General features: G+C 54.3%; 9 protein-coding genes and 1 tRNA gene. 6 read left to right on the top strand and 4 right to left on the bottom strand.

Annotated features, from left to right (window positions below; translation table 11 throughout):
* Window positions 1–21 precede the first annotated feature (21 nt).
* The gene (locus HUW52_RS24220) at window positions 22–495 is read right to left on the bottom strand and encodes a peroxiredoxin (RefSeq protein WP_016984695.1); all 474 of its coding nucleotides are present in this window, start codon (window positions 493–495) and stop codon (window positions 22–24) included.
* A 10-nt stretch (window positions 496–505) separates the two neighbouring features.
* Window positions 506–1,066, bottom strand: a complete 561-nt coding sequence (locus HUW52_RS24215) for a glycine cleavage system protein R (protein WP_016984694.1) — start codon at window positions 1,064–1,066, stop codon at window positions 506–508.
* A 329-nt stretch (window positions 1,067–1,395) separates the two neighbouring features.
* On the opposite strand from HUW52_RS24215, the gene dapA reads away from it, so the two are divergent.
* The 5 genes from dapA to HUW52_RS24190 all read left to right on the top strand — a co-directional run bounded on the left by dapA (window position 1,396) and on the right by HUW52_RS24190 (window position 5,090).
* Window positions 1,396–2,274 (top strand): 4-hydroxy-tetrahydrodipicolinate synthase, encoded by an 879-nt coding sequence (dapA, locus tag HUW52_RS24210; protein ID WP_007911392.1) that lies wholly within the window; start codon window positions 1,396–1,398, stop codon window positions 2,272–2,274.
* A 17-nt stretch (window positions 2,275–2,291) separates the two neighbouring features.
* The gene (gene bamC, locus HUW52_RS24205; RefSeq protein ID WP_016984692.1) at window positions 2,292–3,407 is read left to right on the top strand and encodes an outer membrane protein assembly factor BamC; all 1,116 of its coding nucleotides are present in this window, start codon (window positions 2,292–2,294) and stop codon (window positions 3,405–3,407) included.
* Window positions 3,408–3,413: 6 nt separating this feature from the next.
* Window positions 3,414–4,175 carry an MBL fold metallo-hydrolase gene (locus HUW52_RS24200; RefSeq protein ID WP_007911390.1) on the top strand — a complete coding sequence of 254 codons (762 nt, stop codon included), beginning with the start codon at window positions 3,414–3,416 and terminating at the stop codon, window positions 4,173–4,175.
* Between the two features lie 28 nt (window positions 4,176–4,203).
* A complete protein-coding gene (purC, locus tag HUW52_RS24195) occupies window positions 4,204–4,917 on the top strand; it encodes a phosphoribosylaminoimidazolesuccinocarboxamide synthase (protein WP_008077821.1) in 714 nt (237 codons plus the stop codon).
* Window positions 4,918–5,000: 83 nt separating this feature from the next.
* Window positions 5,001–5,090 (top strand) — tRNA-Ser (locus HUW52_RS24190).
* A 372-nt stretch (window positions 5,091–5,462) separates the two neighbouring features.
* Here the strand turns inward: HUW52_RS24190 and HUW52_RS24185 are convergent.
* Entirely contained in the window at window positions 5,463–7,463 is a 2,001-nt protein-coding gene (locus HUW52_RS24185) for an acyltransferase family protein (protein WP_246376070.1), read from the bottom strand.
* Window positions 7,464–7,813: 350 nt separating this feature from the next.
* Window positions 7,814–9,751, bottom strand: coding sequence for an acyltransferase family protein (locus HUW52_RS24180; protein WP_175555092.1), 1,938 nt, complete (start codon window positions 9,749–9,751; stop codon window positions 7,814–7,816).
* A 552-nt stretch (window positions 9,752–10,303) separates the two neighbouring features.
* Here HUW52_RS24180 and HUW52_RS24175 point away from each other — a divergent pair.
* Window positions 10,304–12,469, top strand: coding sequence for a glucosyltransferase domain-containing protein (locus HUW52_RS24175; RefSeq protein ID WP_182349867.1), 2,166 nt, complete (start codon window positions 10,304–10,306; stop codon window positions 12,467–12,469).
* Window positions 12,470–12,484: the final 15 nt, after the last annotated feature.

The raw sequence follows: 12,484 nt of genomic DNA, 5'->3' as shown, positions 1-12,484 counted from the left end.
AATGAGGGCGACGCAAAGCCATCAGGCTTTATTCAAGTCCTGCGCAGCTGCCAAAACAGCATCCACATGCCCGGGCACTTTCACACCGCGCCATTCCTGACGCAGCACTCCGTCCTTATCAATCAGGAACGTGCTGCGATCAACGCCCAGGTATTCCTTGCCGTACAGCTTCTTCAGCTTGATCACGTCGAACAGCTGGCAAACGGCCTCGTCCTTGTCGCTGATCAGCTCGAACGGAAACTCCTGCTTGCACTTGAAGTTCTCGTGGGACTTCAGGCTGTCGCGTGAGATACCGAAAATCTCCGTGTTGGCAGCCTTGAACGCGGTGTATTGATCGCGAAAACCCTGGCCTTCGGTGGTGCAGCCCGGGGTGCTGTCCTTCGGGTAGAAGTAAATCACCACTTGCTTGCCCTTCAAGGCAGACAGGCTGATGGTTTGCCCGCTAGTGGCAGGTGCTTCGAAATCCGCAACAGGTTGGTCGATGACAACGGCCATGAAAGCTTCCTTACATTGGGTTCTGTGGGCGCCAAGGCTCGATCAGGGCATCCAGGTTCATCGCGTCAGCAAAATCGAGGAACTGATCACGCAGCCAGCTGATCTGGGTGCCGGCCGGCAGCGTCACGGTGAACGTGGCGTTGAGCATGGTGCCGCCGGTCTGTGGCGCCTGATAGGTGTCGCAGGTCAGGTTTTCCAGTTCGACGTTGTGATCCATGAAGAACTGGCACAGCTCATTGATGATGTCCGGACGATAAGCCGAACTGACGTAAGCCACGTAAGGCAACGCCTGCGGACGATTTTCCAGTGCCGCACTACGCACGACGTTGACGGTGAAGGCGTGCTTCTTGGCAAGACCCGACAGGCTGCCTTCCAGGCGCGCAAGAGCGTCCCAGCTGCCAGAGATCTCGAGGATCAGCGCGCTGCACTCGCCGTGGCGGGTCAGGCGGGACGTAACCACGGCGCAGCGATTTTCATGGCTGGCGCGGCACAGGACGTTAGTCAGCTCCATGGGGTTGGCGCCGAGGGCACTGATGACAAGGAATTGTTCGCGAACTGTGGGGGTGGACATGCAGCATTCCTAAAGCGATGAGCGGTCGGTAGGTTACGGACGCTGGCGGCCGGGGCCTGCCTGTTCTGGCTGTCCATTGCGATAGACCCGGCAAGCGCTCGCGGCTCGCTCCACTATAGCGGGAGCGCGTCGATGCGACGCAGGAACGGGGTCTGGGAGGCCGAAAAGGGAGGCTGGAACCCGACGTACAAGCTGATCGGTACCGATCAAAGTCTGAAGGGTAGCGAAAAGCGGCGCCAAGGGGAATGGCGGCAGCGCAGTACTTCGCTTGTGCAAGCATCTTGGCGCCAGTACCATTACCGCTCTCTTTTTCCGGCAGGAGCGGTTTCATGATTGCGGGCAGTATGGTGGCACTGGTCACTCCCATGGATGCACAAGGGCGTCTTGACTGGGACAGCCTCAGCAAACTCGTGGACTTCCATCTCAAGAACGGCACCCATGCCATTGTCGCGGTCGGTACTACCGGCGAGTCGGCAACCCTTGATGTAGAAGAGCACATCGCCGTCATCAAGGCCGTGGTCAAACAGGTTGCCGGGCGTATTCCGGTCATCGCCGGCACTGGCGCCAACTCGACCCGCGAAGCCGTCGAGCTGACCCGCAACGCCAAAGAAGCCGGCGCCGATGCCTGCCTGCTGGTCGTTCCGTACTACAACAAGCCGACTCAGGAAGGCCTGTACCAGCATTTCAAACACATCGCCGAGTCTGTCGACATTCCGCAGATTCTCTACAACGTTCCTGGCCGCACATCGTGTGACATGCAGGCCGAGACCGTGATTCGCCTGTCCACCGTGCCGAACATCATCGGCATCAAGGAAGCCACCGGCGACCTGAAACGCGCCAAGGCGATCATCGATGGTGTGAGCAAGGATTTCATCGTGCTGTCCGGCGATGATCCGACCGCCGTTGAGCTGATCCTGCTGGGCGGTAAAGGCAACATCTCCGTGACCGCCAACGTCGCGCCGCGCGAAATGGCCGACCTGTGCGAGGCCGCGCTGAAAGGCGACGCCGACACCGCACGGGCAATCAACGAAAAACTGATGCCACTGCACAAAGACCTGTTCATCGAAGCCAACCCGATTCCGGTGAAGTGGGCTTTGGTTGAAATGGGCCTGATGCACGAAGGCATCCGCCTGCCACTGACCTGGCTGAGCACACCTTGTCACGAAACGCTTCGCTCGGCCCTGCGCCAGTGCAGCGTCCTGGTTTAATTGAGGAAGTACAACGCATGAAGCGAATGGCCGGACTTTCCGCACTTGCCTTGATTATCTCCAGCACCAGCGGCTGCGGATGGGTCTGGGGGCCGGAAGGTTATTTCCGCGACCGTGGTAGCGATTACCTGCAAGCGCAACAGACTGCACCGATGCAACTGCCGCCGGAAGTCAGCACTTCCAAGCGTCTGGATCCGCTGTTGCCGATCCCGCGTAACGTTGCTGATGACACCGAGAAGGGCGAATACATTGTGCCGCGTCCTCAGCCGCTGTCGGCCGTTGCCGATGCCAGCGATTACTCGCTGCAGAAGAGCGGTGATTCGCGTTGGGTCGTGGCCCAGCATCCGCCGGCCGAAGTCTGGCCAGTGGCGGTGCAGTTCTTCCAGGACAACGGTTTCCGTCTGGACGAGCAGCGCCCGCAAACCGGCGAATTCACCACCACCTGGCAGCATTCCGATGAACTGTCCGCGTCCATGGCCAAGCGCCTGAGCGCAGCCGGCATTGCCAGCGACAGCGAAACCCGTGTGCGTGTGCGTATCGAGCCGGGCGTGCAGCGCAACACCAGTGAAATCTACGTGGTCAGCGCCGAGCGTCCTGCCGGCAGCACCGCCGACGTCGCCTTTACCAACCGTTCGGTCAACACTGGCCTGGACGCAGCACTGGTCGACGACATGCTCGCCAGCATGAGCCGGATCTCCGAGAAGGGCGGTTCGGTGTCGATGCTGGCCTCGCGTGATTTCGACACGCCAAGCCGTGTCAGCCTCAGCGAAGACGGCAGCGGTAACCCGGTGTTGAACGTCGGTACCGACCTGGACCGCGCCTGGTCGAGCGTTGGCCGTGCACTGGAACAAGGCGAATGGCGCGTTGAAGACATCAACCGCAGCCTCGGCCTGTACTACATCAACCTGGCCGAAAAAGCCGAGAAGAAAGACGACAAACCTGGTTTCTTCAGCAGCCTGTTCGGCAGTGCGCCGAGCAAGGAAGAAGTTGAAGCCCGTGCCGAGCGTTATCAGGTTCGCCTGAGCAAGGTTGGCGAGAACATTCAGGTGACCGTCGAGAAAAACATCAACACCGTCGCGCCGGCTGAAGTGGCACGCAAAGTGTTGAGCGTGATTCAGGACAACCTGGGCTGATCAACCATGCGTTTTGCCGTTCTCGGCAGCGGTAGCCAAGGGAACGGCACGCTGATCGCCAGTGCTGATACGTACGTGCTGGTGGATTGTGGTTTTTCCCTGCGGGAAACCGAAAAACGCCTGTTGCGTCTGGGTGTGAACCCGGCGCAACTGAGCGCGATACTCGTAACCCACGAACATGCCGACCACGTGCATGGCGTGGGTTTGCTGTCTCGGCGCTACAATCTACCGGTCTACCTCAGTCGCGGCACACTGCGCGGGATGCGCAAACCGATTGAACCCGCAGGCTTCCTGGCCGGCGGCGAGCAACTGCAGATCGGTGCACTGAACATCGGGGTCATTGCCGTGGCTCATGATGCACAGGAACCGACCCAGTATGTCTTCAGTGATCACGAGCAGCGGCGCTTCGGCCTGCTGACCGACCTGGGTTCCTACTGCGAGCGGGTGCTGGACGGTTATCGGGACCTCGATGCGTTGATGATCGAGTCCAATCATTGTCGCGACATGCTGGCCCGTGGTCATTACCCGTACTTTCTCAAGCAGCGGGTGGGCGGCGAGCTGGGACATTTGAACAACCATCAGGCGGCATTCCTGGTGTCGGAGTTGGGCTGGCAGGGCTTGCAACACCTGGTCCTGGCCCATCTGAGCAGCAAGAACAACCTGCCGCAGCTGGCCCGGCAATGTTTTGTCGACACCCTCGGGTGCGACCCGGACTGGCTGCAACTGGCCGATCAAGATTCAGGGCTCGACTGGCGCCACATCGCCTAGCCCACCTACTTAGCAAGCGGAGCCCATCATGGAAAAACGTGAAGAACTCTACCGCGGCAAAGCCAAATCGGTTTACAAGACCGACGACGCTGACCGCTTGATCCTGCTGTTTCGCAACGACACCTCGGCGTTCGACGGCAAGCGCATCGAGCAGCTCGACCGCAAAGGCATGGTCAACAACAAGTTCAACGCCTTCATCATGCAGAAACTCGAAGCGGCCGGCATCCCGACCCAATTCGACAAACTGCTGGCCGACAACGAAGTCCTGGTCAAGAAGCTGGACATGATCCCGGTCGAGTGCGTCGTGCGTAACTACGCCGCCGGCAGCCTGGTCAAGCGTCTGGGTGTGGAAGAAGGCCTGAAGCTCAACCCTTACACCTTCGAACTGTTCCTGAAGGACGATGCCAAGGGCGACCCGTTCATCAACGAATCCCACGTCGTGGCGTTCGGTTGGGGCACTGCCGAGCAACTGGTTCGCATGAAAGAACTGTCGCTCAAGGTCAACGAAGTGCTGACCAAGCTGTTTGACGACGCCGGCCTGCTGCTGGTCGACTTCAAGCTTGAATTCGGCGTGTTCAGCGACGGCTCTATCGTCCTCGGTGACGAGTTCAGCCCGGACGGCTGCCGTCTGTGGGACAAGGACACCAAGAAGAAGATGGACAAAGACCGCTTCCGTCAGGGCCTCGGTGACGTCATCGAAGCCTACGAAGAAGTCGCCAATCGTCTGGGTGTACCGCTTTAATCGACGCAAGCATCTGATAGCACGAAGAAATTTTCGAAAGAGGGTTTGCTTTCGGTAAAAGTGTTGTTATGATGCGCGCCGTTGGAGAGATGCCAGAGTGGCCGAATGGGACGGATTCGAAATCCGTTGTACCTTCACCGGTACCTAGGGTTCGAATCCCTATCTCTCCGCCATTATTGAACAAGACGAAGCCCCCGTAATCATTGCTGATTACGGGGGCTTTTTCGTTTCCGGGCTTTCGGCCAGGGGCGTGTTCAGCGAGTTGAGCGGTACGTCTGGGTATTTGCGGTCGGGTAGCCGTCACGGAGCGATTGGAGGTGGCCGGCCGTGCCTTGTGCGCTTCTTAAGCAGCGTTGTGCGCCTGACGCTCCTGCTCGACGCTGCTGTCGTCGTCCACGGATCATGCCAACCGTCCAACGGCACGGCTCAAGGCCTCACAAAGCCAGGCGGCTGCTCTGGCCATCATCCCGTTGCGCATCGGGGCAGATGGGCTTGCGTGCGCAGAGCGGCCTATCCGGGGGCGTCTGCCGGACAGGCCAACAGTTTTATCGGTGAGTGACTCCGCTGCTATCCTCTGGCGAAAACTCGCTGAGGATGGACTGACGGATCCGGCTGATCAGGTACTCAGACCCGGACTTCGTCAGATGCCCGGTATCTACGGCAGTCAGATCGCTGTTTTTTGGTCCGACATTGGTCAGGCATCCGTTTTGGTTGCACATGGCCTCATAGGCTGAGACATAGCGAACGCCGAGTTTCGGAATGTGCTCTGCAAAATATTGATCCCATAACTTGGGCTCGGGTCTGAGCCCGGTGCTCGTATACTTCTCCATCAACGAACCCATTGGTTGCGTCTTGAGATAGTTGACGACTGTCTGAGACAGGGTGTTCTCCCATTGTGGGACGGGACCAATCAAGACAATTCTGCTGTGAGGGGATGCCTTTCGAATTCGTTCGACCGTACTGGCAAAGGCTCTCACTGATTCATCTGGCGTTGAAGGTGCGTTTGCTCCCGATACCATCCAGCTCATGACAATCACGTCGGGTTTGCTTGATGCGGCCAGCGAAATGGCATAAAGGTTATCAGCAAGCACCGTCTTGTTATCTGCGGCAAGTTTGCTTTCGTCCAGAAACGGAGGCGCATTGCCCACTGTGACTTGCTCGATTCCGAACTCGCCGCTCTCGGAAAGCGCCCGTATCCCAGGGTAAAGCGCGGCTGCGTATGAATCTCCCCACAACATCAACAGCGGGCGCTGGTCGCTGAAACAAGCAGCAGGGCGCTTGAAGTTCTCAGGCATCGGCATACTGATGTGGCAAGTGTGCACTCGTACGCCTTCGCCGAACTGAAAGTAGGCATATACATTGGTTATAGCGCCAAGCTCTCTGAGATTTTCCGGCACTCTTGAGGCAATACCGTCTTTCAGGTTGGTGAATAACCCTACTGCGCCCACGGCAAGCAAAGTGCTGAAAATCAGCGCAGCCGCGGGGGTCTCTGGCTGCATTCGCTTCACTGGCTTTTCCACCAGCATGAAGCTCAACCAGCCGAGCAGGATACTTGCCCCGACGGCAAGCGCTCTGATCAGGTCCGGGTACTCAACTACAAGAGGATTGGATTCCAGGTTGATTGCCGTCAGCAAAGGCCAATGCCAAAGGTAAACCGGATAGCTGATCAGTCCCACCCACACCGCTGGCTTGCTTGCCAGCACCCATCGGTTCACAACGCCATTAGGGCCTGCAAGGATCAGCATTGCAGTACCCACTGCGGGTATCACTGCCCAGTAGCCAGGGAAGTGCAAGGAGCCATCGAAATAGCACAGGGAGAATATGAGAAGCGCAGCGCCAGCTACCGATAGAATGTTTTCCAGTCGTAATCTGTCGGCCACCAGACGGTAGCCGTCCGCGTGCTTGAATGTCAGCCAGGCAATCAGGCTTCCTATGCCTATCTCCCAAAAGCGTGAGGCGGGAGAATAGAAGGCCGCCGTCATGTCGTGATTGATCAGATAGATGCCTGTGGCAAATGAAGCGAGAACTATCGTTGCGTTGAACCACATGAAGTTGATGCGAGCCCTGAACGCTATCAGGGCGAGAATCGGCCATAGCAAATAGAATTGCTCTTCAATGGCAAGCGACCAAAGATGCAGTAAGGGTTTGGTCGTAGAGGCTGCATCGAAGTACCCCGCTTCGTGCCATAACGCGAAGTTCGAGCCAAAGACTGCGCCGGCAGCAATGTGTTTGCCCAGTGCCATGAACTCGGCGGGAAACATCTTGAACCAGCCATACAGGTAGCACGCAACCAACACAAGAATCAGTACGGGCAGGATTCGCTTGATCCTGCGCACGTAAAAATCAATAAAGCTGAATGTACCGCGTTCGAGGTTTTTGAAAATAATCGAACTGATCAAAAAGCCCGAGATAACAAAGAACACGTCTACACCAATGAACCCGCCAGGCAGTGACTTCTCGAAGGCGTGGAACAGCACCACGATAAGTACTGCAAAAGCCCTGAGGCCGTCGATATCGGGTCGATAGGCAAGGTGTACAGGCTTCATGCTTGACGCCTGATATGAGGCGTCAAATATCCTTGTGGTCATGCGCGTAATGTCCGGTATTCAGCTAAGGCTGTCGTAGATTGGTAGGTATCGGGGCGGCAGGGAAGCTACCAGAACTGAGCGTTTCGGGAAACGGAAAAGTCCTACAGGCGGTTCAACTGACCGGGCTGGCTGCAGCGATCCCCTGCGAAAATGCTTTCTGCTAGACGGGGCGCGGCCTCGGCAGTGCTTCTGAGTCATCGGTGTGCAATGCCCGAGTTTTTATGCGGGCGCAAGGAAGCTGGAGGGCTGGTCAGAGTGCAAGGGTCGGTGCGCACTCTGATCAGCCGGGCTCTACCGTTGTGTGCGAGCTATCTCGAAAGCCTGCCAAGACTGAATAGTTTCTCAGCCAGATACTTTGAGCCCTCAATATTGAGGTGGTTAGTGTCGCGATAAAGCAATTTTCCATCTGCCGTCATTTTGCAAAGCTGCGTATCGCACAGCAGATCGTCGATGTGCAGAAATTTTACTTCGGGGTTTTCTTTGAGCGCCGAGGAAAGTATGGTCGAGTAGTATTTTTTCTGATTCTGATAATCGGAAACACTCATCTCGCACGTGCTCGTACCGCTACTGAAGCGACGCCCGTACTTGCATTTTTCGGGGTCGAACGGGAATGCGGGAATATCATCCATTACATAGATATGCTTGCCCGTATTAACCAGCATCTTTAGCGTTTGATCCAATTGTTTTTCAGGTTCAATCAATCCCGGGGCAATTTTATCTATCCACATGGCGCTGATGAAGATGCTGTCGATGTTGCTGTCTCTTGCAACCCGCTGCAAGGGTGCCGTGAACGCCGGGCTTGCCAGTGATGGAAGTTGCGGCTGGATAAACGAGCCAACGTTGGTGTCGCTAAATTGCGCGGCAAAGCCTGGCAGCCAGTGTTCGGCATGGCTATCGCCAATCAAGAGAATTTTGATAGGGGTGTCTGGCTTCGACTGATAGCAACGGTAACCATAACTCGTATCCAAAGAAGAGAGCTCGCGAAGTTCAATGTCTGAACATCTGCTCAAGTGTTTGCTTATATAAGTCAAATAAGGATCTCGGCCGAGATCGTTTGGGTACTTCGCTATCGGGTTGGCGCCCGTTCTTTCAGGCAGTCCATCTTTGCTGAAAACAAAGGTAGCGGCTACTGCAATTGCCAGCATCGAGCACCATAACAGTCTGACTGACTTTGTTCTGGAGATGGCGCCGGTTCTTATAGGTGTTTCGATGAATTTGTACGTCAGCCACGAAAGGGTCAGTGCAAGCAGTACCGCTGCAATTCTGATGCTTGCAGAGGCGGTAGCGCTTTCGATGATTCGCGGGAATGACAGGAGTGGCCAATGCCAGAGGTACAGCGGGAAGCTGATCAGGCCGATGCCGACCATCATGCGGTTGGAAAGTATCAGTCGGTTAATAACGCCCTGAGGGCCGGCGGCGATCAGTAGGGTGGCTCCGGTCACCGGTACCAAGGCAAGTACCCCGGGAAATACGTGGTTGCTGGTGATAGTCACGAATCCGGCGATAATCAGTGCGGCGCCGAGGATGGAAAGTGCGTTGGCTAACCTGGAAGACGGCTTCCAGTGGTTTGGCTTGCAAGCCAGTAAAGCACCGGCTGATAGCTCCCAGACACGCGTCAATGGTGAATAGAAGTCTGCGGTAGGGTTGTGTGTTGCCTGGAACAGATTCAGTGCGAACGAAAGAACGATGGTCGCGCAAATTGCCACTGGAACATGGGTGCGAGCACGGGTAAACAATAGCAGCAGCAGGGGCCATAGCAGGTAGAACTGCTCCTCAACACCGAGGCTCCATAAGTGCAGAAGGGGTTTTGCTTCAGAGGCTACATCGAAGTAGCTGGTTTCACTCCAAAATACCAGGTTGGATACGAAGCCGGCTCCGGCCAATGTATGTTTGGCCAGCGATCTGTATTCCTCGCCGAGTAATGCGAACCAGCCAAATGCCAGGCAGGCAGCAAGCACGACAATCAGTGCCGGGAATATTCGAATGATTCGCCTTGCATAGAACTTTGCAATTGAGAATGTGCCGGATTGCAACTCTCTCAAGAGAATCGACGAAATAAGAAAGCCCGAGATGACAAAGAATATATCGACGCCTATAAAGCCTCCCTGGATAAGGGAAGGAAAAGCGTGATATAGAACGACGGCAATCACAGCAATTGCGCGAAGTCCGTCAATGTCTCGGCGATACGCAATGTTTTTATGGATTGCAGGTGTTTTCAGGTGCTGCTCAGAAATCAGTGACGTCATCGCCCCGTTAATCCCCAGTACATAGCTTCGATGCGAAGTGGTGTAGCGTAACCGCAGACCCCTTATGTAAAAAGATATTTCTCATTCGACCGGGAAGTCGAATTCGGGGTGCTGTGTGTCTGAGGGTGCTGCTCTACGGCATTTTGTGTGCGCGGGGCGGGCCCTGATCGCTGAGGGTAGGCCGAGTCGTGGCCGCATTGAGGCCATTGCTCGTTTGATCGCGGACATTCTGTGCGAGAGCAAATTTACCTCGGTACGAGCGGGCTCGCTTCCGATCGTGGTCTACGCTTCCAGCACGTTTGTCGCTGGGCAAAGGGCCGTCACGCGAGCGGTTTGGTCGTGAAAATGCAGTGTGCATGCCCTGCGATAAGGCTATAAAAGTTGGCCTTTACCGAAGGGGCGGGCGCTCAAAAATAAATAATCAGGTTAGTTTTGCGGGCGAAACCGCCGTAGATTTCTGCTGATTTAATCTCTATAATGCCGCCCCGAAAAGTACTTTGTTTTTATGCTCTTATATATTTATTGTGTTGTTCGGTAAAAGGATAAATGGATTTGAAGTTTCCGGAAAATTACAGTCTGTCCCTGCGGTCTGTATGGATGGGCTTTATTATATTGTTTATTGTTTTGACTGTTGCGGTCAGTGGGCTTGTGTATTTTTCGTCGCTGGGGCGTGCGTCGCTGAATATCGAAATGCAATCCAGTATTGCAGATAATTCTGAGATATTTTATGGCATTGATGGCGCGTATTCTCAGGAAAACAGTGCCCGTGAGCCAGTTGTGGTTGGGGAGAATAAGTTAAAGTTTTTGCTCCCGCATCGGGTGTCGTCGTTACGTTGGGATCCTTTGTCTATTGGTTCTGATGTCGATGTTTCAAGAGTTTTTGTAACCGTATATGGTTTTAAGGTAGGCGTTGGCAAGATAAAGATTTCGCCGATGAATGATGTGGTAAAGAGCGTTGACTCTGAAGGCGAAGGCTTTGTAGTTGTCATGAGGGAATCGGTGGATGATCCTCAGGCAAATCTGGAAATGGATTTTTCTAGAGTGCATCGGTATCTGCTTATTGGCAGTTTGTTGGTGGGGGCGATTGCCGCAGGTTGCATAATTGTATTCTTTAAAATTTTAATCAATCTACGGTCTTTTTTTCTATGGTTGGATGATGCTCTTTCGAGAGTGTATTTGAGGTTTCGTAGAGATGATTTCAGTTTGCGGGAGACAGGCGCTTTAATTCTCTATGGTGCAGTGCTTTATGTTTATTTTTTGTCGACGTTCTCATTTTCAATTGACGATGAAATGGCTGCGCTTCGTCAGGATCAAAGCGTATGGGTGTCTCAAGGTCGCTGGTTCGTTTATTTAATTGAACGGTTTATTTTTCCTCAGGCGTCCGTTCCGTTCGCTCCCTATCTGCTATTGATCGTTTCAATGGCGCTGTCCTATTCATTGTTGCTCAGGGCTCACCGTTACACGCCGGGATGGAAAGCGTATCTTGCTTTCCCTGTTTTTTGTGCCTTCCCCGTCTGGTGGTTTATCGCGGAGTTTGCGTCCAACATCCCATCGCTGGCGTTTGGTCTTTTATTTGTTTGCCTGAGTATATATTTATTGTTTTCTGCGGATGGAAAAGTACGCCTTGGTTTCCGTGGGCGCGCTCTTGACTACGCATGTGTGGTGACTCTTTTAGCCTGCGCTATAGCGACTTATCAATCCTTTATTCTAGTGTTTGCCACCATGGCGTTTGGCGTGCTGGTGACGCGGGTTTTAGACGGTGATAAAGCGCTTAATATGAGTTTCAAATATGTAGCAGTCAGGTGTCTTATTGTATTTGCAGTGGCGCTTTCTTCGGTAGTCTTGTATTTTTTAATTAATTCCGTCGCTCAATATTATATTGCAGCAGATAGTGGTTACACGAGTAATTTTGTTGATCTCGCGGCGATAGTGGCAGATCCCGTCGGAGTTTTGCGTGGCGTATTCGTAGAAGCGAACTTGATCTATTCCGGTAGTGCCGATCGCTACGGTGCGGATATATCCTTTTCAATTGCCGTCATTTTGGTGGCGACGATATTCCTGATTGGCTATGGCCGCCGTAGAGCAGTATTGATATTGCCTCTGTGGGTCGGTGTATTGGCCGCTCCGTTTGCACTGATCTTTATGTCGGGCGGGCATCCTTTGCCTTTGCGCACGATGATAGCACTTGCTTATGTCTATTGGCTGGCATGCATGATCTTGCTTTCTCACCGTCGTGCATTACTGACGATATTGGCGGGCGCGCTGGTTGTGATCTATGAAATTCAGCTCGTCGGTGTCAACTCCCAGTACATTGCTTCGGCAACCATAACGCAGAGCAAAGACAGAATGCTGGCCGAAGAGATATATCAGCGTATTGGTAGTTTAGGTGGGAGCTTTGATCAAATCCCCGCTCCGAAGATCGACGTTTATGGGGGGAGGGTATCCTCTAACGTCTATGCGAACGGTTGGTCTTCGACCATGCAGGGGTCTTTCTTTGCCTGGGATGGAGGGAATCTGCGACGCATGCTTTACTATTTTGAGGTGATGGGCTATGGAAAGTTACCTTTTCTGGAGCAATCTGAAAGGATTCCTTTGACGCCAATTTTTGAAGAAATGCCTGTTTGGCCAAGCGCAGGTGCAGTCAAGAAGGTGGGTGATTACTACTTGGTACGACTGGGTAAAGCACCCGATACTGTTCATGCCAAGTTTGTAAAATAGTACTAATAGCATTAG

It is taken from the genome of Pseudomonas sp. 43A (genome assembly GCF_013363935.1).
GTDB classification, from domain to species: Bacteria; Pseudomonadota; Gammaproteobacteria; order Pseudomonadales; family Pseudomonadaceae; genus Aquipseudomonas; species Aquipseudomonas crudilactis.
Note: the sequence above shows the minus strand (reverse complement) of the source record. Positions and strands in the feature narration are given on the sequence as shown.

Coding starts and splice junctions, on each gene's coding strand:
- purC (WP_008077821.1), top strand. CDS start 4,204: ATGGAAAAACGTGAAGAACTCTACCGCGGCAAAGCCAAATCGGTTTAC.
- HUW52_RS24220 (WP_016984695.1), bottom strand. CDS start 495: ATGGCCGTTGTCATCGACCAACCTGTTGCGGATTTCGAAGCACCTGCC.
- bamC (WP_016984692.1), top strand. CDS start 2,292: ATGAAGCGAATGGCCGGACTTTCCGCACTTGCCTTGATTATCTCCAGC.
- HUW52_RS24215 (WP_016984694.1), bottom strand. CDS start 1,066: ATGTCCACCCCCACAGTTCGCGAACAATTCCTTGTCATCAGTGCCCTC.
- dapA (WP_007911392.1), top strand. CDS start 1,396: ATGATTGCGGGCAGTATGGTGGCACTGGTCACTCCCATGGATGCACAA.
- HUW52_RS24200 (WP_007911390.1), top strand. CDS start 3,414: ATGCGTTTTGCCGTTCTCGGCAGCGGTAGCCAAGGGAACGGCACGCTG.
- HUW52_RS24185 (WP_246376070.1), bottom strand. CDS start 7,463: ATGAAGCCTGTACACCTTGCCTATCGACCCGATATCGACGGCCTCAGG.
- HUW52_RS24180 (WP_175555092.1), bottom strand. CDS start 9,751: ATGACGTCACTGATTTCTGAGCAGCACCTGAAAACACCTGCAATCCAT.